This is a genomic window from Streptomyces sp. NPDC031445 (assembly GCF_055581365.1).
Genome location: NZ_JBVIJO010000007.1, coordinates 192,277 through 218,107, shown reverse-complemented (window position 1 = coordinate 218,107; position 25,831 = coordinate 192,277). Strand labels below are relative to the sequence as shown.

Here is a 25,831-nt window from a genome sequence, read left to right as displayed (position 1 = left end):
ACACCCTCGGCGCACCCCTGGCGCACGGACCGGCACCGACCGGGGCCCAGCGCCAGGGGTCTTCTCGTCGCGCCACCGGGCTCCGCGATCCAGCCGGACCGGCCGGAGGCAACCTCTTTCACCTGCCGCGTTCGAGCCCACGAGGGCCTAGACATCCGATGTGTTGCTCATGGTCGATCAGGTCATCCCCGTGCAGACGATTGACAGGTGCACGCTAGGTGCCTAGCTTCGGCCGATACACCCGATGTATCGACGATCCGTCAGGTCTGGAGGACGACGATGGCCTCACAGTCGGACAAGCGCTCACCGGTGGCCAGGAGATCCGTGCTCGGTACCGCGCTGGGCGGAGCCGCGGTGGCGGCGCTGCCGGGGGCGGCGCACGCGCGACAGGCGGGGACGAGCGGGGACACCGGCTCCGCGGGCGCCGGACGGCCGTGGCGGCTCCGCTCCGCCATGGACGCCGACAGCGCCTGGGAGAGGTTCCTGCGCGGCCAGGACCTGCTGTGGAGCCGGCTGCCCGCCCTCTGGTACGAGGGCCCCTTCCTGGGCGACGGGCTGCTCGGCAGCATGATCTACCGGGAGCCGGACGCCAACCGGATCCGGTTCACCGTCCAGCACGGCCGGGTCCAGGACCACCGGCCCGAGTTCGGCAGCGGCTGGGGCACCTGCCGGCTGCCGGTCGGACACCTCACCCTCGAGCCGGTCGGCACCATCACCGCCGTGGACTGGCGGCTGAGCCTGTGGAACGCCGAGCTGACCGGCACCGTGACCACCACCGCGGGCACGCTCACCCTGGCCGCCCTCATCCACGACGAGGTCCTGGCCGTCCGTGTGACGCCGGACGGTGGCGAGCGGGTCGCCTGGACCTTCCACCCCGAGGAGGCCGTCAGCCCCCGCAGGATCCAGGAGCCCCCGCCCGCCGGCTACACCGGCAACCCGCCCTGGACCACCCGGACCGCGTCCGACGGCACCGAGCAGGTGCTCCAGCCGCTCACCGGGGGCGGGCAGACCGCCACCGCCTACCGCCGTACCGGCGGCGCACTGCTGCTCAGCGTCGGCCACAGCTTCCCCTCCGCAACCGCCGCGGAAGCCGACTCGCTGCGCAACCTGCGGCGCGGGACGTCGTACGCGGCCCTCAGGCGGCGGCATGTGCGCTGGTGGCACGCCTTCTACCGCAAGAGCTTCGTGTCGTTCCCGGACCAGCGGTTGCAGAGCTTCCACTGGATCCAGCTCTACAAGGTCGCCTCCGCCAGCCGCGCCACAGGGCCCGTCATGGCCACCAGCGGGCCCTGGCTGGAGCCGACGCCCTGGCCGGCGGTCTGGTGGAACCTCAACGTCCAGCTGGAGTACTGGCTCATCCACGGCTCCAACCACCTGGAGCTCGACGCGCTCGCCGGCACCCTGCGGCAGAACCAGGAACAGCTCGTCGCCAACGTGCCCGCCGCCTACCGCAAGGACAGCTCCGGGATCGGCCGCAGCTCCGACATGTTCGCCAACCGCTCGGTGGGCCTGCCGGGAACCGGCGCCGAGACGGGCGACCTCACCTGGGCGCTGCACAACGTGTGGCTGTCCTACCGGCACAGCATGGACAAGTCGCTGCTGCGGGACACGGTCTACCCGCTGCTGCGCCGGGCGGTCAACTACTACCTGCACTTCCTCACCCCGGGCAGCGACGGCAGGCTCCACCTGCCGAGCACGCTCTCGCCCGAATACCCCGTCGTGCCGCCGCAGGACACCAACTACGACCTGGCACTGATCCGCTGGGGCTGCCGGACGCTCCTGGAGTCGGCCGGACTCCTCGGCATCGAGGACGAGTCGGCGCCGCGCTGGCAGGACGTGCTGGCCCGGCTCACTCCGTACCCGGTCGACGACAACGGGTTCATGATCGGCGCCGGCACCCCGTACGCGCAGTCCCACCGGCACTACTCGCACCTGCTGATGGTCTACCCGCTGTACCTGGTCAACTGGGACCAGCCGGAGAACCGCGAGCTGATCATGAAGTCGGTGACCCACTGGCACGCGCTGACCGGCGCCCACCGCGGCTACAGCTACACCGGGGCCGCGTCGATCCACGCCATGACCGGCGACGGTGACACCGCCCTCGGCTATCTGCGGAAGTTCTTCGACCCCACGACCCGCTACCCCTGCCGGGCCAACACGCACTACACCGAGGCCGGTCCGGTGATCGAGACCCCGCTGTCCGCCTCGCAGTCGCTGCACGACATGTTCTGCCAGAGCTGGGGCGGTGTGATCCGCGTCTTCCCCGCCGTCCCCTCGGCCTGGGCGGACGTCACCCTGCACGACTTCCGCACCCAGGGCGCCTTCCTGGTGAGCGCCGTCCGCGAGGCGGGCGTCACCCGGTTCATCCGGGTCAGGAGCCTGGCGGGCGAGCCACTCACGCTCCGGCACGGCCTGAGCGGAACCCTCACCGTGCTGCTGGACGACGGCTCCCCGGCGCACACCCGGGACCTCGGCGACGGCACCCTCGCCATCGACCTGCCGAAGGACCGCGAGGTGCTGGTCCACTCCGGGTCCCGTCCCGACCTGGTCATCGCCCCGGTGGCCGTCAGCGAACCCGGCCCGGCCTGGGGACTGCCGTAACGGCCGTCCGTACCCCTCCTCCCCCACCAATCGCCGCGCGGCGCGCCCGCGCCGGGCCGGCGTCGGCCGGCCGTCCGCAGGTATGGACCTTCGCGGTCCTTCCCGGCACGGTGGTGGACACTCCGGCCGGGCGGCGCCACCGACCGGCCACCGCCCGGCTCCGCGCCTCCGACCCCAAGGGCTGCCCTCATGCCGATGCCACCAGCCGCGCTGCGGCTCGCCGTCACCGCCGTGGGACTCCTCCTCACGGCCGCCACCACCACGGTCCCCGCCGCCGCGGCGCCACCCGGCGCACCGGCCCGGGTCGCCGCCGGCGCACCGGACCAGACCGCCTGGTCCGCGCCGCTGTCGACCCGGGGCCGGTACATCGTCGACGCGCACGGCGACCGCTTCCGGCTCAAGGGCGCCAACTGGGACGGCGCGCAGGGCTCCTGGACCGGCAGCGGCAACGCCGCCGACCCCGCCAACCACCACGCCGGGCAGGACTCGCACGGCATACCGCTGGGCCTGGACCGCGCGCCACTGAGCGAACTGCTGGCCGACTTCCGCCAGTTGGGCGTCAACACCATCCGGCTGCCGTTCTCCGACGAGATGATCCACAGCACGGCGCCCGTCCCCGACAGCGCGGTCGCGGCCAACCCCGGACTGCGCGGCAGGACACCGCTGGAGGTCTACGACGCCGTGGTGCAGGCGCTCAGCCAGGGCGGTTTCGCCGTCGTGCTCAACAACCACACCAACACCTCGCGATGGTGCTGCGGCATCGACGGCAACGAGCGGTGGAACAGCGCGCAGACCACCGCGCAGTGGGCGGACGACTGGGTGTTCATGGCCCGCCGCTACGCCTCCGTGCCCCGCGTGGTCGGCGCCGACCTGTACAACGAGGTACGGCGTGACGTGCTGGACGACCCCAACTGGGGCCTGGGGGACGACCACGACTGGTACAGCGCGGCCCGGCTGGCCGCCGACCGCATCCTCACCGAGGCCAACCCGCGCCTCCTCATCGTGATCGAGGGCATCAACTGGACCGGGGTGCCCGTCGACGGACTCCCCCACGGCCGGCCGGTGCTCACCCCCGCGCGCACCCTCTCGCACACCCTCCTGGACGCCCGCAAACTGGTCTACTCCGCCCACTTCTACGGCTACACCGGCCCCCGCCACAGCGGCGCGACGGGCGTCGGCGAGACCCACGACGCCCGCTACCAGGACCTGTCCCGCGCCGAGCTGGCCGCGGCCCTGGACGACGAGGCGTTCTTCGTGGAGGAGACCGGCCGGCACTACACCGCCCCCGTCTGGGTGAGCGAGTTCGGCATCGGCTCGGGCGAGACGAACGCGGCGGCCCGCACCTGGTTCGGCAATGTCACCGACTACCTCGCGGACCATGACGCCGACTTCGCGTTCTGGCCGCTGGTCGGCTTCGAGGGCCACGACGACTGGGCACTGCTGCGCTACGACAGCGCGGGGCACCGCTCCGGCGTCCTCGACCCCGGCGACTGGCGCGCCACCGCGTGGCAGCGTCTGATGTCCGCGCCGGGCACGACCGGTCCCGTGGCCTCCGTCCCGCTCTGGCGCATGCTGAGCACCGATCACGGGGACGCGGTGACGTCGCCGCGGGTGCGGGCCACGGGAGACTGGGACCCGGGAGCGTACAAGGCGGCCTGCCCCGACGGTACGAGACTGGCCGGGCTGAGCCACACCGGCGGGCGCGGCCTGTGCACCGACGCCGGGGCGGGAGAGCTGCGCGCCGCCGACGCCCGCCAGACGGTCGTCACCGACGAGCGGTACGTACCGGCCGGCGGGGACTGGGCGTCGGGGTACACCAAGTACCAGTGCCCCTCCGGCCAGTTCCTCATCGGCTACAGCCTGCGGGGCGAGCGCGTGTCGGCGGCCCTGTGCGTCCCGGCACGGACCGCGCTGCCGGGCTCCGGGCGCACGGTGTGGTTCGACCGGTCCGACAGCCGTCCCGCCGACGGCGCCGGCGGGGACTTCGCGTACGGCGCCTACAAGGGCCAGTGCGCGGTGACCGAGTACGCCGCCGGGATCGCCTTCACCACCCGCGTGGGCAGCCGCCCCGGCCCCGCGGCCCTGCTGTGCCGCACCCTGCCCTGAGCGCCGGGCCTCAGAGCAGGGCGTCGCGCAGCCGGCGCAGGATCTCCCGCAGGATGCTCTCCGACGTCCCGAAGTTGAGCCGTACGAAGCCCTCTCCTTCCGCTCCGAACGTGCGCCCGTCGTTGAGCAGGACGCGGGCCTTGTTCAGGAAGAAGGTCTGCGGGTCGGTGTCCAGCTCCAGCTCGCGGCAGTCGAGCCAGGCGAGGAACGTCGCCTCCGGCGTCCGGTGGCGCACACCGGGCGGAAGCTCCTCGCGCACCGACCGGGCGTTGCGCGCGAGGACCGTCCTCAGCTCCGCCAGCCAGGCGTCCCCGTCCCGCCAGGCGGCCAGGGTGGCCGCGACGCCGAAGGTGTTCGGCTCGCCGTACAGGTGGGCGGGGTGCGCCAGCGCCTCGCGCACCCCGGCCGCGCCGACGTGGGCGACGGCGCAGCGCAGCCCGGGCACGTTGAACGCCTTGGTGGCCGAGGTCAGGGTCACCGTGCGCGCGGCCACCTCGGCCGAGAGCGAGGCGAACGGGAGGTGCCGGTGCGGGGCGTGCACGAGGTCGGAGTGGATCTCGTCCGCGACGACCAGCAGGCCGTGGCGGAGGGCGAGCACCGCCAGCGTCTCCAGTTCCTCGCGGCGCAGCACGCGTCCCGTCGGGTTGTGCGGGTTGACCGGCAGCAGCACCCGCGCCGGCCCTCCCGCAGCTCCCGGTCGAGCCGGTCGGCGTCGAACGTCCAGCCGCCGCCGTCCGGTGTGTACGGCACCGGGTGGAGGCGCCGGCCCATGCCCGCGATCGTCTCCAGGAACGGCGGGTAGGCCGGGGTGTGCACCACGACGCCGTCGCCCGGCCGCGTGGCGACGTTCAGCACGGCCTGGAGGCCCTGGTTGATGTCGGTGAACTCCCGTACGTGCGAGGCGTCGAGCACCCAGCCGTGCCGTGCGCGCATCCGCTCGGCGAAGGCGGCCCGCAGGGGGTTGTGGACGGACCGTCCGTCCCAGGCGGGGTAGCCGAGGCCGTCGTCCACGCACCGCTCCAGGGCCTCACGCACGGCGGGAGCCGGTGGGAAGTCCGTCTCCGCGATCCACGCGGGGAGTACGTCCGGCTCGGCGCCGCTCCACTTGGCGCCGGGCCGCCGGGACAGCGCGCGGACGTCCAGGTCGTCGAACAGGGGGTGCCTCTGTGCTGCCATCCGTCCATCCTGACGCCGGCGGGACGTGGAAGCACCCCCGTGTCCGGCGACCCCGTGTCCGGCGACACGTCATCCGGCCACCGGCGCCGGCCGTACCGCCAGGTGCCCGCCCAGGTCCAGCCGGGCGACCAGTCCGGCGCAGCCGAGGCCGGTCGCCGCCAGGGCCGCCCACGGCAGCCATCGCACCCCGGTGTCGAACAGCGCCCCGACGGCGAGGTTGCCCAGCGAGACGGCGATGCCGGAGGCGGTGTTGTAGGCGCCGTAGTACGTCGCGACGAGCCGGTCGCCGGAGAGCCGTACCACGGTGTCCATCTCGAAGGGGTACAGCAGCGCCCCGCCCCAGGCCAGCAGGACCGCGCACACCGTCAGCGCGCACAGTCCGGCCGGCGCGCCGTACGAGCGGGGCAGCAGTGGCAGGAAGGCCACGCCCATGACCGTGAGCCCCCACGCGACGGCCCGGGGGCCGGAGAGGGTGCGTTGCGCCCACGCGGTCAGCTTGAGCTGGCCCGCCAGCGCGGCCAGCGCCGACGCGGCGAAGACCGCGCCGGTGACCCATCCGGTCCGCTCGCCGAAGAGTGCGCGGGCGTGCAGCGGGAGGGCGAGGTAGACCTGGAACGCCAGGACGTAGGAGCCGCTCATGGCGGCCGCGAAGAGCAGGAAGGGGCGGTTGGCGGCGACGGTGCGCCAGTCGGCGGCGACCGCCCGCCAGGCGGGCCCGGTCCCGCGGCCGGCGGGGGGCCGGGCGGGCAGGGCGCGGGACTGCAGCACGGCGAGGGCGCCGAAGATGACGGCCGCGACCGTGCACACCGCGCCGAAGTTCCAGGTCAGCAGGGCGAGCCCGGCGAGCGGACCGACCAGGATGCCCGCCTGGTAGAAGACGTTGAACGCGGCGAACGCCGCCACCCTGCGCTCCTCGCCGGCGTCCGCCGCGAGATACGCCCGCACGGCCGGGTTGAACAGCGCGCCCGCCAGGCCGGTCAGCGCCGACGCCGCCACCAGGGCGGGGAGCGAGCCGGCGACCGCCAGCAGCCCGAAGGCGCCCGCGCGCAGGGCGCATCCGGTCAGGATCATCGGCTTGCAGCCGTAGCGGTCGGCGAGGGTGCCGCCGACGAGGAACATGCCCTGCTGGGAGAAGTTGCGCACTCCCAGTACCAGGCCGACCGCCCAGGCGGCGAGGCCGAGGCCGTGGGCCAGGTGGTCGGCGAGGTAGGGCATGAGCATGTAGAAGCCCAGGTTGATGGCGAACTGGTTTACCATCAGCAGCCGGGCCGGCCGGTCGAAGGAGGCCAGGGCCAGGCGCGACCGCTTCACCGGGCACCCGCCTTCGTCAGGTCGCGCGCGAGCGGGTCACGGACCCGGCCGCACCGCGTCCAGCGGGTCACCACGCACGCGTCCGGCTCGGTGATGTCGTCGGGCTCCGGCGGCGGAGTCCGCCCGAGCAGGCCGTGCTCGCGGCACCAGCCGTCGTCGTAGACCGTGTGCAGGTAGCGGTGCGGGCCGTCGGGGAAGACCGCGGCGATCCTCGTCCCGGCCGGGTACGTCCCCGCCGCCCACCCAGCCACCAGTGCCACCGCTCCGACGCTCCAGCCGCCGGAGGCGTAGTGCCGGCGGGCGAGTTGGCGGCAGGCCCAGACCGCCTCGGCCGGGGCCACCCAGTGGACCTCGGAGAAGGCCGCGTAGGCGACGTTGTCCGGGTGGATGCTGGAGCCGAGGCCGCGCATCAGCCGGGGTCCCGGCGGCTGGCCGAAGATCGCCGAGCCGACCGAGTCCACCCCGATGAGCGTCAGCCGCGGGAAGATCCCCCGCAGTACGGCGGACACGCCCGCGGAGTGCCCGCCCGTGCCGACCGCCGTCACCAGCACGTCGACCCAGCCGAGTTGGGCGATCAGCTCGGCCGCGAGGGGGCGGTAGGCGGCGGCGTTGTCGGGGTTGCGGTACTGGTCCGGGCAGTAGGCGCCCGGTGTGCGGGCCAGCAGTCCGGCGACGCACGCGCGGCGCGCCTCCTGCCAGCCGCCTTCGGGGTGCGGCGCGGCGACCTGGACGACGCGTGCGCCCCGCGCGGTCAGCAGGCGTGCCATGGCCGGTTCCATGCCGGGGTCGGTCACGACGGTCACCGGGTGGCCGTAGGTGAGCCCGGCCAGGGCGAGGCCGAGGCCGAGCGTGCCGCTGGAGGACTCGATGACCGGCGCGCCCGGCGCGAGGTCGCCGCGCCGGCGGGCCTCGCGGACCATGTGTAGGGCGGGCCGGTCCTTGATGCCGCCGGGGTTGGCGCCCTCCAGCTTGGCGTGGAAGCCGCGGCCGGGCGGCGCGAAGGGTTCGTCGACCCACAGGACCGGGGTGTCGCCGACCAGGTGGGCGGGGCGCCGGGCGGTCCGCAGGCGGGGGGTACGGGTCCGCAAGGGCTCGGGCAGGGCTTCCGGGAGGAGTCCGGAGAGGGATCCGGGCGGGGCTTCGGGGAGGTATCCGGGCAGGGAGGGGTGCATGGCGTACGGCTCCTTCGCGCCCGGCGGGGGTGCGGCGGGCGCTGTGCGGGTGGGGGGCGGCGCGCGAGGCACGCCCGGACCGCGCGGGGGCGGGGGGCGTGCGGGCGCGGGCCTACTGCCGTAGCACGCAGACGAGCGCGAGCGGTGAACCGTGCGCACAGGAGGGTGACACACCGGGCGGGCCGCGCCGGACGGTGTGGGTGACGGGCCCGCCCAGCCCGGCGGGAAGGAGCGGCTGGTGCGACTCGCCGTCGAGGGCGGTGTCGTCCAGGGCGGCGCGCGGCCGGTCCGCCGTGTGGTCGGCGTGCCCGTCCGCAGCGTGCCGGTGCTGGGGCGGCCCGTTCGAGCCCGGCTCGTCGGCTCCGTCCGCGACCAGCCGGACGTCCTGCGCCACCGGGGCGCTCGGGTCCGGGCCGGCGAAGGCGCAGGCGTGCACCGCGCCGGTGAGGTGGGCGGCGATCACCAGGACCAGCCCGATCAGCGGGGCGGCACGACGAAAGCGCCCCGCGCGTCCGCCACCGCTGCCCCACGACATGATCACAGTCCCACAGTAATCAAGCGATGACGGTCTGTCACATCGGTGAGGGCGTGATTCGTCCGCGCGAGGGCTCGGGTGCGGAGCGGCCCCGGTGCCGGGGGCGGTGCCTGGCCGGACGAGACCGCGCGGACGCGATACGGGGGAGACGTCCGCGCGGTCGTTCGTGGGGCCGGGTCAGCCGGTCGCGCGGACCGCGTCGCGGATCAGCTCGGCGACCGCCTTCGGCTGGGAGACGGCCACGGCGTGCGAGGCGCCCTCGATCTCGACGGTCGTCGCCCCGGCCCGCTGCGCGCCGAAGCGCTCCACCTCCGGGTTGATGGCGTTGTCGGCGCCGGCCACCAGGGCCCAGGACGGCTTGGTCCTCCAGGCGGCGGCGGACGCCGTCTCCTCGAAGGCGGCGGCGGCCAGCGGGCGCTGCGCCGCCGCGAGGACCTTGGTGACCTCCGCGGGCACGTCGGCGGCGAAGACCGACGGGAAGGCGTCCTCCGCGATGGTGACCTCGACGGCGGGCTCGCCGCCCGGCACGGGGTACGTCCACTGCTTGAGGTTGCTCACCAGCGGCGAGAGCGGGAAACGGCCCTGGAGTTCGCCGAGGCTCTCGCCCTCTTCGAGCGCGTAGGCGGCCACGTAGACGAGGCCGACGACGTTCTCGGCGGTGCCGGCCACGGTGATCAGCGCACCGCCGTACGAGTGGCCGACCAGCACGACCGGACCGTCGATCTGGGCGGCGACGGAGGCGACGTACGCGGCGTCGGACGCGAGGCCGCGCAGCGGGTTCGGCGGCGCGATCACGGGGATGCCGTGGGTCTGTAGCTCCTCGATGACCCCGGACCAGCTCGCCGCGTCGGCGAAGGCACCGTGGACCAGGACGACGGTGGGCGTGGTGCTCACGTGTGTCTCCTCGCGGGTCAGGCGGTGTGCAGGGCCGCGTGCAGCGTGCGGACCGCCATGGTGATGGCGGCCTCGGCGGCGTGCGTCCCGCGCAGGGCGTTGAGCATCACGAAGTCGTGGATGATGCCCTGGAAGCGGACGGCGGTGACGGGCACACCGGCCTCGCGGAGCTTGTTGGCGTACGCCTCGCCCTCGTCGCGCAGCACGTCGGCCTCGCCGGTGATGACCAGGGCCGGAGGCAGCCCGGTGAGCTGCTCGGTGGTGGCGCGCAGCGGGGAGGCGGTGATCTGGGCGCGCTCGGACTCGTCGGTGGTGTACTGGTCCCAGAACCACTGCATGCCGTCGCGGCGCAGGAAGTAGCCGGTGGCGAACTGGTGGTAGGACGGCGTGTCGAAACCGGCGTCGGTGACCGGGTAGAACAGCACCTGCTGCACCAGCGGGATGCCGCCGCGTTCCTTGGCCATCAGGGTCAGCGCGGCGGTCATGTTGCCGCCGACGGAGTCACCGGCCACGGCCAGGCGGGAGCCGTCCAGGCCCTTGGCGGCGCCCTCCTCCACGACCCACTTGGCGACGGTGAAGTTCTGCTCGATGGCGACCGGGTAGCGGACCTCGGGCGAGAGGTCGTACTCGGGGAAGACGACGGCGGCCTCGGCGCCGACGGCGAGTTCGCGCACGAGGCGGTCGTGGGTGTGGGCGTTGCCGAAGACCCAGCCGGCGCCGTGGATGTAGAAGATGACGGGGAGGGTGCCGGTGGCGCCGGCGGGCTTGACGATCCGTGCCCGGACGCTGCCGGTGGGCCCGCCCTCGACGGTGATCCACTCCTCGTCAACGGCGGGCTTGTCGATCTCGCCGGACTGGACCTCGTCGACGGCCTTGCGGCCCTCGGCGGGGGCCAGGTCGAAGAGGTAGGGCGGATTGGCGGTCGCCGCCACGAACTCGGCCGCGGCAGGCTCCAGCACCGGGGCCACCGGCTCCTGGGCGTCAGACATGTGCATCTCCTGGACGTGCGTAGGGGTGCCGGTCGTTCCGGCGTACGAGCCGGATCGTCGTGCTCGGCACTCCGGCGCCGCTGAGCGCAACCCTAGGACCGCCGCCGGCCGGGCGGTTGCCCGTCCGTGCACTCCTCGCGTCCTGAAAGTGCACGAATGCCGCCCGCCGCGCGCCCTGTGCGCTGTGGGGAACGGCCCGGTGCACGGACGGGACACACGGCGGTGATCACCGGCCCTAGCGTGAGGGCACAGCGGTCGCGGTCCGCCCGTCGGCACGGCCACGGACTCTCGCGCCATCACCGCTTTTCTCGCCCGCGTCTCTGATCGCTTCTCCCGTCGCACCGCTCGTGCTCCTCCCGGCCACCGAGCGCGGCGCGGCGGACATCCAGGACGCCCACCACGGAAGAGGTCTCGCACACGTGTCTGTCATGCCGGTCGGCGGGCTGGTTCCCCGGGCCATCGACGATGCCGCGGATCTGGTCGTCCGCAATGCCAGTATCCATACGGGGGACCCGCGCCGCCCGCGGGCCGAGGCGCTCGCGGTGCGGGACGGCGTCATCACGGTCGTCGGCGACGACAAGGACGTCGCCCCGCACGTCGGGCCCGCCACGAAGGTGGTGGACGCGCTCGGCCGGCGGATGATCCCGGGGCTCAACGACGCCCATCTGCATGTGATCCGGGGCGGTCTCAACTACGTGCTGGAGCTGCGCTGGGACGGGGTCCGCACGCTCCGTCAGGCCCTGGCGATGCTGCGGGAGCAGGCGGCGCGGACGCCGAAGGGCCAGTGGGTGCGGGTCGTCGGGGGCTGGTCGGCCGACCAGTTCGCCGAACGGCGGCTGCCGACCGTGGCCGAGCTGAACGCAGCCGCCCCCGACACCCCGGTGTTCGTGCTGCACCTGTACCAGTCGGCCGTCCTGAACCGGGCGGCGCTGCGGGCCGCCGGGTACGCCAAGGACACGCCCGACCCGAGGGGCGGGCAGATCGTCCGCGGCCGGGACGGGGAGCCGACCGGCATGCTGCTGGCCGCGCCGAGCGCCCTCGTCCTGTACTCGACGCTGGCCAAGGCACCGGTCCTGGAGGGGGAGGACAGGAAGGTGTCGACCCGTCACTTCCTGCGTGAGCTGAACCGGTTCGGCCTGACCTCGGCGATCGACGCCGCCGGCGGCTTCCAGAACTTCCCCGAGAACTACGGCACCGTCATCGAGCTGGCGAAGGCCGGGCAGCTGTCGCTGCGCATCGCCTACCACCTCTTCCCGCAGACCGCGGGCCAGGAGATAGCCGACCTCACCCGCTGGATCGAGATGGCCCGCCCGGAGGACGGGGACGCGTGGCTGCGTCTCAACGGCGCGGGCGAGAACCTCACCTGGGCGGCGGCGGACTTCGAGAACTTCAGCCAGCCGCGCCCGGAACTCGGCCCTTACGAGGCCGAGTTCGAGAGGGCCGTGCGTCTCCTCATGGAGAACGGCTGGGGGTTCCGGCTGCACGCCACGTACGACGAGACCATCCGCCGGGATCTCGCGGTCTTCGAGAAGCTGGCGGCCGAGGGGCTCTTCCCGGCGGGCAACCGGTGGTTGTTCGACCACGCGGAGACCGTGTCCGCGCAGAGCCTCGACCGGGTCGCCGCGCTCGGCGGTGCCATGTCCGTCCAGAACCGGCTGTACTTCCAGGGCGAGGCGTTCCTGCGCCGCTACGGCCCCGGGGCCGCCGCGGACGCCCCGCCCGTCCGGGCCATGCTGGACCGCGGGCTGACCGTGGCCGCCGGCACGGACGCCACCCGGGTCTCCACCTACAACCCCTGGGTCGCCCTGCACTGGCTGGTGAGCGGTCGCGACATCGGCGACCTGGTGCTCCGCTCCCCCGGCAACCGCGTCGACCGGGAGACCGCACTGCGGATGTTCACCGTCGCCGGCGCCGAGCTGACCGGCGAGGAGCAGGTCAAGGGCGTGCTCCGGCCGGGGTGTTACGCCGACCTCGCGGTGCTGTCGGACGACTTCTTCACCGTGCCGGAGCCGGAGATCGCGCACATCGAGTCGCTGCTCACGGTGACCGGCGGCCGGATCGTCTACGCCGCCCGCGAGTACGAGGGCCTGGACGAGGAGCTGCCGCCCGTCACCCCCGCGTGGAGCCCGGTGGCGCACTTCGGCGGCTACCAGGCGTCCCGGCCGGACGGCGCGCGCCAGGCCGAGGCCCTCGGCGAGGCCGTCGCGGAGTCGGAGCAGCACCGCGCCTGGCGCGCGCGGCGCGGTCTGGCCCCCGGCGCCGCCGACATGCCGTTCGATCCCTGCTTCGTCCTCTGAGCGGTCCCCGCTCCCTCCACACCCACAAACCCCGTCCCCAGGACGGTCGTTGTCCGGCGCGGGCACCCGTCCGCGCCGTCACCCACCCATGGAAAGGCACTCTCATGGTCGACATCGCCCAGGTCACCGCGTCCCCCAGCCCCGACCTGCTGACCCCGGACAACTGCGCGGTCCTGTTCGTGGACCACCAGCCGCAGATGTTCTTCGGCACCGGCAGCGGCGACCGGACCTCGATCATCAACGCCACCGTGGGTCTGGCGAAGGCCGCCAAGGTGTTCGACGTGCCGGTCGTGCTGAGCACCGTGGCCGCCGAGTCCTTCTCCGGCCCGATCCTGCCGCAGCTCGCGGACGTGTTCCCGGACCACGAGATCGTGGACCGCAGCACGATGAACGCCTGGGAGGACACCGCGTTCGTCGAGGCCGTCAAGGCGACCGGCCGCAAGAAGCTCGTCATCGCCGGTCTGTGGACCGAGGTCTGCGTCGTCCTGCCGGTGCTCTCCGCGATCGCCCAGGGCTACGAGGTCTACGTCGTCACCGACGCGTCCGGCGGGGTCAGCCCGCAGGCCCACGAGCACGCCGTCCAGCGCATGATCCAGGGCGGCGCCGTGCCGGTCACCTGGGTGCAGGTGCTGCTGGAGCTCCAGCGTGACTGGGCCCGCAGCGAGACGTACGTGCCGGTGACGGAGGTCGTGAAGGAGCACGGCGGCACCTACGGCCTCGGCCTGGTGTACGCGCAGACCTTCATCGGCGGCCACGCGGCCGGCTGATCCCCTCCCCAGCACGGCGATCAACGACCGAGTCAGGAACAGGCAGGAAGAGATGGACGCGGGACTGCTGGTCCTCCGGGTGGTGGTGGGACTCCTCATCACCGGCCACGGGGTGCAGAAGGTGAGCTTCCGGCTCGGGGGCCACGGCTTGGCGGGCGGAACCGAGGAGTTCCGGCACGACGGGTTCCGTGGGGGCCGGCTGACCGCGGTCGTCGCGGGCGCCGGCCAGATCGGGGCCGGTCTGTTCCTGACCGCCGGTCTGCTCACTCCCCTGGCGGCGATGGCCGCCATGGGCGTGATGACGGTCGCGGGCACCGTCAAGTGGCCCAGGGGCCTGTGGGTGCAGAATGACGGCTACGAGTACCCCCTGGTCCTCGTGGTCGTCTCCGCGGCGCTATCCCTCACGGGGCCCGGCGCCTGGTCCCTCGACCACGCGCTCGGCGTCACGCCGTGGCCGGTGCGGGTCGCGGTCGCCGTGATCGTGATCGGCCCGGCGAGCGGGCTGCTGACCCGGCTGGTGCTGCACCGCCCGGCCCTGGCTCCGGAAGGAAAGACCCATGCGCAGCCTGCTGACTGACGCGGCCCACACGCTGGTTCCGCCCAAGGGCGACCGGCACGGCCCGCTGCCCCCCCTGATGCTCACCCTGACCGTGGTCACCGGTCTGGTCGACGCGGTGAGCTACCTGGCGCTGGGCCACGTCTTCGTCGCCAACATGACGGGCAACGTGGTGTTCCTCGGCTTCGCCCTGGCGGGCGCCCAGACCCTGTCCGTGCTCGCCTCCGTCGTCGCGCTGGCGTCCTTCCTCACCGGCGCGCTGACCGGCGGCCGGCTGGGGACCCTCTTCGCGGGGCACCGCGGGAACCTGCTGAAGACGGCCGCCGCCGCGCAGACGGTGCTGGTCGCCGTCACCGTCGTCGTCACGGCGGTCGCCGGCGGCCGGGTCACCACCGGCGTCGAGTACACGTTGATCGTGTGCCTCGGGCTCGCCATGGGGTTGCAGAACGCGGTCGCCCGGCGCCTCGGCGTGCCCGACCTCACCACGACCGTGCTGACGCTGACCCTCACCGGTCTGGCCGCGGACTCGCCGCCGGCGGGCGGTGCGGCGCCGAGGCCCGGCCGGCGGATCCTGTCCGTGCTGGCCATGCTGCTCGGCGCCCTCGTCGGCGCGGAACTCGTCCTGCACGGGCACCTCGTGCTCACCCTGGTCCTGAGCCTGCTGCTCCTGGCGGTCACCTCCGTGCTGACCCACCGCCTGTCCTCCGACGGCGCCGCCTGGACCCGGCCGCCGTCCTGACGGCAGGCCGCGGTGCGGACGGAGGTCCGTCGCGAAGGGAGCCGTCCGGTCGGAAGCCATCCGTCCGGACGGCTTCATCGCGTGCTCTCCCGGTCGCCCCGCCCGGCGAAGTCCCGCCAGGCGCTGGGCGACATGCCGTAGGTGGCGCGGAACACCCGGCTGAAGTGGGTGGGGCTCGCGAAGCCCCAGCGGTGCGCGACGGCCGCGATGGTCAGGTGCTCCGCCGAACGCAGGGTGAGGACACGCCGGCACTCGGCCAGCCGCCGGCGCTGGATCAGCCGGCCGACCGTCGTGCCCTCCTCCCGGAACAGCTTGTGCAGGTAGCGGACGGAGATGTGGTGCGCGCGGGCGATCCTCTCCGGGGACAGGTCCGTGTCGCTCAGCCGCAGGTCGATGAAGTCCAGGATGTCCGACATCAGCGGCGCCCGGGCGCCCGGCCGCCGTCCCCGCGCCTGGTCGGCCAGGTGTTCGCCGGCCAGGGTGGACAGCAGGCTCACGGCGTTCCAGGCGAGCATGTCGCCGACCTCGGACCGGGCTGCCGCCGCCGTGTCGGCGAAGTCGGACAGGAACGGCGAGAGCAGGGCGCCCAGCCGGGACGCCGGGGTGACGGGGGCGTGCGCGAGGCGGGGCACGTCCGACCGGGCCAGGCCGAGCAGTTGGGGCGAGAGCAGGAACACCTTCAGGCGGGCGTGGCGCGGGAAGTCCAGCACCGGGGGCTGGTGCACGTCGTAGAAACAGATGTCGCCGGGGCCGAGGAGGAGGTCCGTGGGGGGCTGCCGCGCGAGTAAGGCGCCGCCGGTGCCGCGCAGCCCCACGAAGAGGTACTCGCCGCTCTGCCGGGCGGTCAGCCGCCGGGCGGGTGCCGCGGGGCCCGGCGGCCGGCCGGACGTCCCCTCCCGGGGCAGGTGTGCGGGTGCCGCGTCCCTGATGACGATGTCCAGGCCCATGGGCATCCGCCACATGCTGCCGCCCGGTGATGTGCCGGCCGTGGACGTGCCGATCGTGTGCCTGCCGATGAGGGACGTGCCTGTGCCGGACATGAACCGCCCTTGCCTCCGAACCGTTGCCGTGTTTGAAGCGGCCGTGCCGGGGAATGCGCGATCGGCTCCGCTTCGCCCGGAGCGTAGGCCGGTGGATGTGCGAAAAGAGTGACAAGACAGTGACCGGGGCTGCGCTGCCGGATCACAGCCCATGCGCTGGCGGTCAAGAGCCGCGGGGCCGCGGCCCCTACTGTCCCGGACATGAGCAGCCCCTCTTCAGCCCCCGCGCCCGCCGCGACCGACTCCCCCTGGGCGCCGCTCGCGGCGCGCGTCTTCCGGGCCCTGTGGATCGCCCAGCTGGTCTCGAACACCGGAAGCTGGATGCAGACCGTAGGCGCCCAGTGGCTGCTGGTCGGGCACGGTGCCGCGTTGGTGACGCTGGTGCAGACCGCGGCCGGCCTCCCGGTGGTCCTGCTGGCCCTGCCCGCCGGGGTGGTCGCCGACCGCTTCGACCGGCGCTCGGTGCTGCTGGCAGCGCAGTTCGCGATGCTCGCGGTGTCCGGTGTGCTGGCCGTGCTGGCGTTCCTGGACGTCCTGACGCCCGCGGTGCTGCTCGTGCTCACGTTCCTGCTGGGCTGCGGCAGCGCGCTGATGGGTCCGGCGTGGCAGGCGATCCAGCCGGAACTGGTGGAGCGCCGGCGGCTCGGCCAGGCGGCGGCGCTGGGCGCGGTGAACGTGAACCTGGCCCGTGCCGTCGGCCCGGCGCTCGGCGGCGCGGTGGTCGCGGCGGCCGGCGCGGGCTGGGTGTTCGCCTTCAACGCGGCTTCCTACCTGGGCATCGCGGCCGTCCTCGTGGCGTGGCGGCGCCCGCCGGCCACCGTGACCGCCTCCGGGAACGACGGTCTGCTGGCGGCCCTGTACGCCGGACGCCGCTACGTGTGGAACGCGCCCGGTGTGCGCCGGGTGCTGCTGCGCACGCTGCTGTTCATCCCCGGCGGTGCCGCGCTGTGGGCGCTGCTGCCGCTGACCGCGAGCCGCGTCCTCGGCCTGGGCTCGGGCGGGTACGGGCTGCTGCTGGCGGCGGTGGGCGTGGGGGCCGTGGCGGGGGCGTTCGCGCTGCCGCGTGTGCGTGCCCTGCTGGGTGCCAACGGCACGCTCGCCGCGGGCGCCCTGGTGTTCGCCGGCGTGCTCGCCGTGCTGGCGACGGTCCGCACACCCTGGCTGGTCGCACTCGCGCTGCTGCCGGCGGGGCTCGCCTGGATCGGGGTGCTGTCCACGCTGAACGCGGCCGTGCAGACGCGGCTGCCCGGCTGGGTCAGGGCGCGTGGCCTCGCGGTGTACCTGCTGGTCTTCCAGGGCGGTCAGGCGCTCGCGGCACCGCTGTGGGGCGCGGTCGCCGACTGGGTGGGGCTCAGCGCGTGCCTGCTGGTCGCCGGTGCGGTGATGCTGCTCGGCGCGGCCAGTGTGCGCCGGTGGCCGCTGTACGACGCCGAGGGCATCAACCCCACGCCGTCCGACCACTGGCCGGCCCCTCCCCTGGTGTTCGAGCCCGGTGAGGCCGACGGCCCGGTCCTGGTCTCCGTCGTCTACCGCGTCCCCGAGGGGAACCGGGCCGCGTTCACGCACCGCATGCGCCAGGTCGCCCGGTCCCGGCGCCGTACGGGCGCCCTGTCCTGGGGTCTCTACCAGGACGGCGGCGATCCGGCGCGCTTCGTGGAGAACTACCTGGTCGGCTCCTGGGCGGAGCACCTCGCCCAGCACCACGTCCGGTGGACGGACACCGACCGGCGGCGCGAGGAGCAGGCCCGTGAGCTGCTCGCGCCGGGGACGGTGCCCGAGGTGACCCATGCCTTCGACACGGTGGCGGGGCCGGCCGTACCGGCCGGGTCCGGCCCCGCGCTCGCCGGGTAGGGGGGCGCCGGGTCAGGGGCGGGGGATGTTGCGGAGGTTGGCCCGGGCCAGGTGGACCATGCGGCCGACGCCCCCGCTCAGGACGGTCCGGCTCGCGGACAGGGCGAACCCGGTGAGCTGTTCGGTGGTGATCTTCGGCGGCACGGCCAGCGCGGCGGGGTCGGTGACGACGTCCACCAGAGCGGGCCCGTCGTGGGCGAACGCCTCGCGCAGCGCGTCGCGGACCTGGCCGGGCTGCTCCACCCGGATGCCGCGCGCTCCGGCGGCCGTGGCGATGGCGGCGTAGTCGGCGTGCGGGTAGGTCGTGCCGTGCGGGGGCAGGCCGTCGACCATCATCTCCAGGTCGACCATGCCGAGTGAGGAGTTGTTGAAGACGACCACCTTGACCGGCAGGTCGTACTGGACGAGCGTGAGGAAGTCGCCCATGAGCATGGAGAACCCGCCGTCCCCGGAGAGCGAGACGACCTGCCGGCCGCGGTCGAGGAACTGGGCGCCGATGGCCTGGGGCAGCGCGTTGGCCATGGAACCGTGCACGAAGGAGCCGAGGATGCGGCGGCGGCCGTTGGGCGTGAGGTAACGCGCCGCCCACACGCAGCACATGCCGGTGTCGACGGTGAACACGGCGTCGTCGGCGGTCTCCTCGTCGAGCACCGAGGCCACGTACTCGGGGTGGATGGGGGTGTGCCGGTCGACGTCGCGCGTGTAGGCGCCGACGGCGCCTTCGAGGGCGTGCGCGTGCCGTTCCAGCATCCGGTCGAGGAACCGGCGCGACCCCTTCTCCCGCACCGCGGGCGTCAGGCACCGCAGGGTCTCGCGGACGTCTCCCCAGACGGCGAAGTCGAGCTGGGTGCGCCGGCCGAGCCGTTCGGGCTGCACGTCGACCTGCACGGTGCGCACGTGGCGGGGCAGGAAGTCGGTGTACGGGAAGTCGGTGCCGAGGAGGACGAGCAGGTCGCACTCGTGCATGGCCTCGTAGGCGGCGCCGTAGCCGAGCAGTCCGGACATGCCGACGTCGTACGGGTTGTCGTACTGGATGTGCTCCTTGCCGCGCAGGGCGTGGCCGACCGGGGCCTTGACCTTCCCGGCGAACTCCATCACCTCGGCGTGGGCTCCGGCGACGCCCCGGCCGCAGAACACCATGACGCGTTCGGCGCCGTCCACCAGTTCGGTGAGCCGGGCGATCTCGTGGTCGCTGGGGCGGATGGCGGGCAGGTCCAGGGGCATGGCGAGTTCGGGTGCCGCGTCCGGGGAGTCCTCGGCGGCGGTGTCACCGGACAGGGCGACGACGGAGACCCCGCGCCGGCCGACGGCGTGCTGGATGGCCGTCTGCACCACGCGGGGCATCTGACGGGGTGAGGAGATCAGCTCGGAGTAGTGGCTGCACTCGGCGAACAGCCGGTCGGGGTGGGTCTCCTGGAAGTAGCCGGTGCCGATCTCGCCGCTGGGTATGTGGGCGGCCAGCGCGAGCACGGGCGCCATCGAGCGGTGGGCGTCGTACAGGCCGTTGATCAGGTGGAGGTTGCCGGGCCCGCAGGATCCGGCACAGGCCGCGAGCCGGCCGGTGAGCTGGGCCTCCGCTCCGGCGGCGAACGCGGCGACCTCCTCGTGGCGCACCTGGATCCACTCGACGTCGGCGTGCCGCCGGACGGCGTCGACGACGGGGTTCAGGCTGTCTCCGACCACGCCGTACATGCGGCGCACACCGGCGCGCGCCATGAGGTCGACGTACTGTTCGGCGATGGTCTGCTTGGCCATGGGACTCCTCGGGTTCGGGCCTTGCGGCACGACCCTCCGGGCGGGGCACGGAGGGCCTGCCTCGCGCCCGGCCCACGCTAGTGAGCGCGCAGTGCCGCCGTTGTCCGTCCGCGCACGGGATCGGTTCCGGGAGCGCACCGGGCGCCGGCGGCGCCGGGACGGTCCGTTGCCGCGGTCGGGTGGATGGGGCCGTCCAGCAGGGAGAGGGGGCGGGCGGTGCGGCCGGAGCGGACGGCGATGAGTTCCGCGGCGAAGGACACGGCGGTCTCCTCGGGGGTCGACGCGCCGAGGTCGAGGCCGAGGGGCGCGTGCAACCGCGCGAGGGCGTCGGGCGACACGCCGGCCGCGGCGAGATCCTCCCGCCTGCGTGCCTGGACGCGGCGGGAGCCGAGCGCTCCGACGTAGGCCAGGGGGCGGCCGAGGGCTTCGGCGAGGACGGGGACGTCGAACTTGGCGTCGTGCGTCATCACGCACACCGCGGTCCGGTGGTCGGTCCGCGTGGCCGCCAGGTACCGGTGGGGCCAGTCGACCACGACCTCGTCGGCGTCCGGGAAGCGCTCGGGTGTGGTGAAGGGGGCGCGGGCGTCGCAGACCGTGACGTGGTAGCCGAGGAGGGCACCGACGCGGCTCACCGCGGCGGCGTGGGCGTCGGCGCCGAACACCAGCAGCCGGGGCGGCGGGGTCCAGGACTCGAACAGCACGCGCGGGGCCCGTGACCCGTTCGGCACGCCGGCCTCGTACGTCCGTACGGCGGTGCCGTCCCGGTCGAGCAGGCGGCGGGCGTCGGCGAGGACGGCGATGTCCAGGGCGGGGTCGCCGGTGCTGCCCAGGTGGCCGTCCTGCCACACGGCGACGGAGCCGGCGCCCGCGTCCGCTCCCGGCAGCACGCGTGCCACGGCGACCGGGCGCCGTGCCGCCGCGGCCAGGTGGGCGGCGGCGAGGACCCGTGTCAGGTCCTCGTCCACGGCCTGGACGAGGACGTCGATCTCGCCTCCGCACATCAGCCCCACGGCGAACACGTCGTCGTCGGCGTACCCGAAGGACACGTACCGCGCCTGTCCCGAGTCCAGCACCTCCCGGGCCAGGTCGTAGACGGAGCCTTCGACGCAGCCTCCCGACACGCTGCCGAGGACCGTGCCGTCCTCGTGGACGCACAGCGCCGCTCCGGTGCGCAGCGGCGCGCTGCCCCGGACGGCGACGACGCTCGCGAGGGCGCAGCGGGCTCCGGCGGCCTGCCACTCCAGCAGGCGGGGCGCCAGGTCTCGCATGGGATGTCTCCGATCTGCCGTCAGCCGTGGTTCGCCGGGGTCAGCCCGAGGAACCGGCGGCCGTTCGCTTCGAGCGCCGCGGCGTCGATGCCGTGCGCCGACGGGAAGCCGGCCGGGTCGGGCTGGGCCATGTCGAAGGGGTAGTCGCTGCCGCACACGATGCGGTCGGGCGAGGCGTGGGCCCGCAGCAGCGTGAGCGCCTCGGGGTCGTGGGTGACCGTGTCGAAGTAGAGCAGGCCGAAGGACTCCGCCGGGGGCCGGCCGCTGCCGTGGCGCACGTCCTCGCGGGTGCGCCAGCCGTGGCCCCACCGGCCCAGCAGCGCGGGCGCGCAGCCGCCGCCGTGGACGAAGCAGATCCGCAGGCCGGGGAGTTCCTCCAGGACGCCGCCGAGCAGGACCCCGGCCACGGCGGTCGCGCTCTCCACCGGGTTGCCGATGAGGCTGACCAGGTAGTGGTGGTCCCATTCGGGGCGCGGCAGCTGCATCGGGTGGACGAGGACGGACAGGCCCAGTTCGGCGGCGATGCCGAGGATCTGCCGGGGGACGCCCCGGTCGTAGGAGCGGCCGTCCACCACGGGCGGGACGGCGATGCCCGCGATCCCGTCGGCGGCGGCGAGCCGGGTCAGTTCCCTGCGGGCGGCGCCGGCGTCGTCCAGCCGGACCAGTCCGAGTCCGACGAGGGTGCCGTCCGTGCGGGAGACGGCGTCGGCGAGCTGTTCGTTGTAGGCGGCGACGTAGTCGTCGGCGTCGGCGGGGGCGTGCACGGGGAAGGCGAAGGGGGGTGCGGAGATGACGCGCGCGCCGAGTCCGGCCTTCAGCGTGTCGGCGACGACGGTGTCGATGTCGGTCATCGCGGTGGTCGGGAACGACAGCGGGACGTCGCCGAGGAAGAGTTCGCCGTCGCGGTCGTTCATGCCGCCGAGCGGGTTCCCGGGCGGCAGGGGGAGCAGGTCGCGGGGCAGCCAGTGGGCGTGCACGTCGATCACTCCGGCGCGGATGTCGCCGTTCATGTGTGTCTCCTCGGTCGGTGCGGGCCGGTGTGTGTCAGGCGGTGGTCTCCCGCTGTTCCCAGGCCGCGCGGGCGATGGCGCGCCGGATGGGTTCGTAGCCGGTGCACCGGCAGATGTTGGAGCCGACGACGCTCTCGACGGCCTCCGGCTTGTCGGCGAGGTCGGGGTCGGCGTCGAGCGCCGCGGCGGCCACCATGAGGAAGCCGGGGGTGCAGAATCCGCACTGGAGCGCGTGCTCGGCGGAGAACGCCCGTTGCAGCGGGTGGGGTTCGCCGTCGGGCCCGGCGAGGCCCTCGACCGTGCGGACCGAGCGTCCGTCGCACTGTACGGCGAGCACCAGACAGGCGCGGACCGCCTCGCCGTCCATGAGCACGCTGCACGCCCCGCAGACGCCGTGCTCGCAGCCCAGGTGGGTGCCCGTGAGGCCCAGGTCGTCGCGGAGGACGTCGGCGAGCAGGCGGCGGGGTTCGACGTCGAGGGCGTGCGCGGTGCCGTTGACGGTGAGCGTGATCCTCATCGGGGGCCTCCCTGTCGTGGGGCGGGACGCGAGCGCAGGCCGGTCGCCGCCTCGGTGAGTGTCCTGCCGACCAGGACGTCGACGGCCTGCCGCTTGTACTCCACGTCGGCGTACGGTTCGGCGAGTGGTGCGGCGTCCTCCTGGGCGGCGGCCCGGGCGGCGCGGGCGAACGGATGGCCGCCGGGGAGCCGGGACCCCTCGGGGAGCGCTGCGAAGTCGGCGCCGATCAGGGCCTGTTCGGCGGCGCGGGCCCGCAGCGGGCGGTCGGCGCAGTTGACCAGTCCGATGCGTGCGTCGCTGATCACGCCGTCGGTCACGGTGAGGGCCGCCGCGACCGCGACCTGGGCGAAGCAGAAGTGCGTGCGGCGGTGTTCGACGAAGCCGACGCCGGTGTTCTCGCCGAGCAGCGGCAGGCGTACGGCGGTGATCAGCTCCTGCGGCCGGCGCGCGGTGCGGTACGGCCCGAGGAAGTAGTCCCGCGCGGGGATGGAGCGGGCGCCGTCGGGACCGGTGACCTCGACGGTGGCGTCGAGGGCGACGCCGATGGCGCACCACTCCGAGGCGGGGTGGGCCCAGCCGTAGCTGCCGGCCATGGTGCCGCGGGAACGGATGGGCGGGTGGGCGATGTTGACGACGGCTCGGGACAGCAGGGTGCCGAGGGGGCCGGGGACGGCGTCGGCCGACTCGAATGCCGCGTGCCGGACGAGGGCTCCGACGCGCAGTTCGTCGCCGTCGACGCGCATGCCGTCGAGTTCCGCGATGCGGTTGATGTCGACGACGAGCTGCGGCCGGATGCGTTTCAGGTGCATCTCCAGGATCAGGCTCTGCCCGCCGGCGAGCACCTGGGCCGCGCGGTCGGTGTCGCCGAGCGCCTGGACGGCCTCGGCGACCGTGCGGGGGACGACGTAGTCGAAGGACGCGGGTTTCACCGGACACCTTCCTCGTGCTTCGGGGCGCGGGCGGCCCGCCAGACGCTGTCCGGCGTGAGCGGCATCTGGAGCAGGTCGGGGTCGGCGACGCGCAGGGCGTCGGCCACGGCGTTGACGATCGCGGCCGGGGTGCCGATGCAGCCCGACTCGCCCGCTCCCTTGGCGCCCAGCGGGGTGCCGGGGCTGGGGGTGCAGGTGTCCTTGATCTCGATGGGCGGGATCTCCGTGTACGTGGGCAGCAGGTAGTCCAGGAATCCGCTCGCCAGGTGCGGCACGCCGTCCGCGTCGAACGTCATGCCTTCGTAGAGGGCCTGGCCGATGCCCTGCACAGCGGATCCGTACGCCTGTCCGTGCACCACGGTGGGGTTGAGGACCACTCCGCAGTCGTCCACGGCCACCAGGCGCAGGACGTTCACGGTGCCGAGGTCGGGGTCCACCTCGGTCACGGCGACGTGCGCGCCGAAGGGGAAGGCCATGCCGGCCTCGTAGCGGGTCTCGACGCGCAGCGGCCCGCTCGCCCTGACGAGTTCGGCCAGGCCCAGGACGGCCGGGCCGCCGGAGGTCGCGTGGACGGTGCCGTCGGCCCACGCGACCTCGTCGGCCGGCAGGCCCCACAGCCGCGCCGCGCGCTCGCGGGCCTGCTCGATCAGGAGGCCGGCCGCCTGCTGGAACATCGCGCCGTCGACCTGTGCCGACCGGCTGGCGAAGGAGCCCAGTCCTTCGGGCTGTTCGTCCGTGTCGCCCGCGACGAGACGGACCCGCGCCTCGGGGATGCCGAGGGTCTTGGCGACGAGCGCCGGGAAGACCGTCTCGTGCCCCTGGCCGCTGGGGGCGGCGCCGCAGCGGGCGGTGACGGTGCCGTCCTCGTGGACCTCCAGGCTGCCGAACTCGTGCAGTCCGCCGGGTTCGCCGCCCGAGCGTTCCACGTAGCAGGAGACGCCGATGCCGAGCGGCAGCGCGTCCGGGTCGCCGCGGCGGCGGGCCTGCTCGGCGCGCCACTTCTCGTAGCCGACCGTCTCCAGCGCGAGGTCCAGTGCGGCGGCGTAGTTCCCGCTGTCGTAGCGGCGGCCGGTGGGGGTGTCGTACGGGAAGGCGTCGGGCGGGATGAAGTTGCGCCGCCGCAGCTCGATCGGGTCGATGCCGAGCCGCCGGGCGAGCAGGTCCATGGTGCGTTCGATGGCGATGGCGGCCTCGGGGCGTCCGGCGCCGCGGTAGGGGTAGGTCACCATGGTGTTGGTGAGCACCGAGCGCAGGGTCGCGTGGACGTGCGGGGTGGTGTACGCGCCGGGCGCCATCCAGGCGGTCTGCATGGGCAGTCCCACGCCGAGGTGCGGATAGGCGCCGACGTCCGCGTTGATGGTCAACTCGTAAGCGAGCAAGCGCCCTTCGGCGTCGGCGGCGAGCCGGACGGTCTGGTCCTGGCCCCGGCCGCGGGTGGCGACGAGCATGGACTCCAGGCGGTCCTCGATCCAGCGCACCGGCCGGCCGAGCGTGACGGCCAGATAGGCGACGACCACGAACTCGGGGAAGGCGGCGCTCTTGGAGCCGAAGGCGCCTCCGGTGTCCGGGACGACGACCCGGACGCGGTCGGTGGACCAGCCGAGCAGCGCGGCGAGTTCGCGGCGCAGCCGGTGCGGCATCTGGTGGCCCGACCACACGGTCAGCCGGTCCCCCTCGGGCACGGCGAGGATCGTGCGGCACTCCATGGGGCTGGGCATGAGCAGTTGCTGCCGGTAGGTGGCCTCGACCACGGCGGCGGCGTCCTGCCAGACGGCCGGGTCGACGGGCGTGCCGGCCTCGCCCCGCAGGGCGGTGTTGCTGAGGCCGTCGAACAGTTGGACGGAGTCGTCCAGGGCCTCGGACGGTGTCACCACGGCGGGCAGCGGATCGACCACGGCGGTGACCTCGGCCGCCCCGTCCTCGGCCCGGTAGCGGTCCTCGCCGAGGACCACGGCCAGCGCCTCGCCGGGATAGCGCACCCGGTCCTTGACGAGCGCCGGCCACTCCCGGCCCGCGACCGCTTCCCGTGTCGACAGCCGGGCGAGCAGGGTGTACGGGACCTGCGGCAGGTCCGGCAGGTCCGCGGCCGACCAGGCGCCCACGACGCCGGGCACGTCACGCGCCGCGGCACAGTCCACGCCGCGCAGCGAGCCGTGGGCGACCTTGCTTCTCACAAATGCGGCGTCCAGGCATCCGGGCACCTGGATATCGGCGACGTACCGGCCTTTACCGGTGAGCAGCCGTTCGTCCTCGCGCCTTGTCCATCGCTCCACGACAACACCTCGTTCGTGTGGTGGCGGGAATTGACCGGCGACGGC

20 protein-coding genes and 1 pseudogene are annotated in these 25,831 nt (G+C 74.0%); 7 read left to right on the top strand and 14 right to left on the bottom strand.

Annotated elements, in window-relative coordinates:
• Positions 1-279: 279 nt before the first annotated feature.
• Both ACZ5DC_RS20360 and ACZ5DC_RS20355 read left to right on the top strand, forming a co-directional pair.
• Positions 280-2,601, top strand: coding sequence for a glycosyl hydrolase family 95 catalytic domain-containing protein (locus tag ACZ5DC_RS20360; RefSeq protein ID WP_468654521.1), 2,322 nt, complete (start codon positions 280-282; stop codon positions 2,599-2,601).
• A 189-nt stretch (positions 2,602-2,790) separates the two neighbouring features.
• Positions 2,791-4,707, top strand: a complete 1,917-nt coding sequence (locus ACZ5DC_RS20355) for a glycoside hydrolase family 5 protein (RefSeq protein WP_468654519.1) — start codon at positions 2,791-2,793, stop codon at positions 4,705-4,707.
• 10 nt (positions 4,708-4,717) lie between these two features.
• On the opposite strand, the gene ACZ5DC_RS20350 is transcribed toward ACZ5DC_RS20355, so the two are convergent.
• From ACZ5DC_RS20350 to ACZ5DC_RS20320, 7 genes and pseudogenes are all read right to left on the bottom strand, one after another.
• Complete coding sequence (locus ACZ5DC_RS20350; RefSeq protein WP_468654517.1) at positions 4,718-5,338, bottom strand: aminotransferase class I/II-fold pyridoxal phosphate-dependent enzyme; 621 nt, start codon at positions 5,336-5,338, stop codon at positions 4,718-4,720.
• Positions 5,339-5,448: 110 nt separating this feature from the next.
• Positions 5,449-5,883: pseudogene (locus tag ACZ5DC_RS20345) on the bottom strand (MalY/PatB family protein); the annotation flags it as partial.
• A 69-nt stretch (positions 5,884-5,952) separates the two neighbouring features.
• Complete coding sequence (locus ACZ5DC_RS20340; RefSeq protein WP_468654515.1) at positions 5,953-7,194, bottom strand: MFS transporter; 1,242 nt, start codon at positions 7,192-7,194, stop codon at positions 5,953-5,955.
• A complete protein-coding gene (locus ACZ5DC_RS20335) occupies positions 7,191-8,366 on the bottom strand; it encodes a PLP-dependent cysteine synthase family protein (RefSeq protein ID WP_468654513.1) in 1,176 nt (391 codons plus the stop codon). The genes ACZ5DC_RS20340 and ACZ5DC_RS20335 overlap by 4 nt, the downstream gene beginning before the upstream one ends.
• A 112-nt stretch (positions 8,367-8,478) precedes the next feature.
• A complete protein-coding gene (locus ACZ5DC_RS20330; protein WP_468654880.1) occupies positions 8,479-8,901 on the bottom strand; it encodes a hypothetical protein in 423 nt (140 codons plus the stop codon).
• A gap of 177 nt (positions 8,902-9,078) precedes the next feature.
• Positions 9,079-9,795 (bottom strand): alpha/beta fold hydrolase, encoded by a 717-nt coding sequence (locus ACZ5DC_RS20325; RefSeq protein ID WP_468654511.1) that lies wholly within the window; start codon positions 9,793-9,795, stop codon positions 9,079-9,081.
• A 17-nt stretch (positions 9,796-9,812) separates the two neighbouring features.
• A complete protein-coding gene (locus ACZ5DC_RS20320; RefSeq protein ID WP_468654509.1) occupies positions 9,813-10,784 on the bottom strand; it encodes an alpha/beta hydrolase in 972 nt (323 codons plus the stop codon).
• 428 nt (positions 10,785-11,212) lie between these two features.
• Here ACZ5DC_RS20320 and ACZ5DC_RS20315 point away from each other — a divergent pair, with 428 nt between their 5' ends.
• The 4 genes from ACZ5DC_RS20315 to ACZ5DC_RS20300 all read left to right on the top strand — a co-directional run bounded on the left by ACZ5DC_RS20315 (position 11,213) and on the right by ACZ5DC_RS20300 (position 15,143).
• Positions 11,213-13,081 (top strand): amidohydrolase, encoded by a 1,869-nt coding sequence (locus tag ACZ5DC_RS20315; RefSeq protein WP_468654879.1) that lies wholly within the window; start codon positions 11,213-11,215, stop codon positions 13,079-13,081.
• Between the two features lie 104 nt (positions 13,082-13,185).
• Complete coding sequence (locus tag ACZ5DC_RS20310; RefSeq protein WP_468654507.1) at positions 13,186-13,848, top strand: hydrolase; 663 nt, start codon at positions 13,186-13,188, stop codon at positions 13,846-13,848.
• A 52-nt stretch (positions 13,849-13,900) separates the two neighbouring features.
• A complete protein-coding gene (locus tag ACZ5DC_RS20305) occupies positions 13,901-14,425 on the top strand; it encodes a DoxX family protein (protein ID WP_468654505.1) in 525 nt (174 codons plus the stop codon).
• Positions 14,406-15,143, top strand: coding sequence for a YoaK family protein (locus ACZ5DC_RS20300; RefSeq protein ID WP_468654503.1), 738 nt, complete (start codon positions 14,406-14,408; stop codon positions 15,141-15,143). Before ACZ5DC_RS20305 ends, ACZ5DC_RS20300 begins: the two co-directional genes overlap by 20 nt.
• Positions 15,144-15,217: 74 nt before the next feature.
• Here the strand turns inward: ACZ5DC_RS20300 and ACZ5DC_RS20295 are convergent, their stop codons facing one another.
• Positions 15,218-16,183, bottom strand: a complete 966-nt coding sequence (locus tag ACZ5DC_RS20295) for a helix-turn-helix transcriptional regulator (RefSeq protein WP_468654501.1) — start codon at positions 16,181-16,183, stop codon at positions 15,218-15,220.
• A 201-nt stretch (positions 16,184-16,384) separates the two neighbouring features.
• On the opposite strand from ACZ5DC_RS20295, the gene ACZ5DC_RS20290 reads away from it, so the two are divergent.
• Positions 16,385-18,034 (top strand): MFS transporter, encoded by a 1,650-nt coding sequence (locus ACZ5DC_RS20290; RefSeq protein ID WP_468654499.1) that lies wholly within the window; start codon positions 16,385-16,387, stop codon positions 18,032-18,034.
• Between the two features lie 12 nt (positions 18,035-18,046).
• Here ACZ5DC_RS20290 and ACZ5DC_RS20285 read toward each other — a convergent pair whose 3' ends face one another.
• The 6 genes from ACZ5DC_RS20285 to ACZ5DC_RS20260 form a co-directional block, all read right to left on the bottom strand.
• On the bottom strand, positions 18,047-19,789 hold the full coding sequence (locus ACZ5DC_RS20285; protein WP_468654497.1) for a pyruvate dehydrogenase: 1,743 nt from the start codon (positions 19,787-19,789) through the stop codon (positions 18,047-18,049).
• Between the two features lie 77 nt (positions 19,790-19,866).
• Entirely contained in the window at positions 19,867-21,057 is a 1,191-nt protein-coding gene (locus ACZ5DC_RS20280) for an XdhC family protein (RefSeq protein WP_468654495.1), read from the bottom strand.
• 20 nt (positions 21,058-21,077) lie between these two features.
• Entirely contained in the window at positions 21,078-22,067 is a 990-nt protein-coding gene (locus ACZ5DC_RS20275) for an amidohydrolase family protein (RefSeq protein WP_468654493.1), read from the bottom strand.
• 34 nt (positions 22,068-22,101) lie between these two features.
• Positions 22,102-22,584, bottom strand: coding sequence for a (2Fe-2S)-binding protein (locus ACZ5DC_RS20270; protein ID WP_468654491.1), 483 nt, complete (start codon positions 22,582-22,584; stop codon positions 22,102-22,104).
• Entirely contained in the window at positions 22,581-23,513 is a 933-nt protein-coding gene (locus tag ACZ5DC_RS20265; RefSeq protein WP_468654489.1) for an FAD binding domain-containing protein, read from the bottom strand. The genes ACZ5DC_RS20270 and ACZ5DC_RS20265 overlap by 4 nt, the downstream gene beginning before the upstream one ends.
• Complete coding sequence (locus tag ACZ5DC_RS20260) at positions 23,510-25,786, bottom strand: xanthine dehydrogenase family protein molybdopterin-binding subunit (protein WP_468654487.1); 2,277 nt, start codon at positions 25,784-25,786, stop codon at positions 23,510-23,512. Before ACZ5DC_RS20260 ends, ACZ5DC_RS20265 begins: the two co-directional genes overlap by 4 nt.
• Positions 25,787-25,831 lie beyond the last annotated feature (45 nt).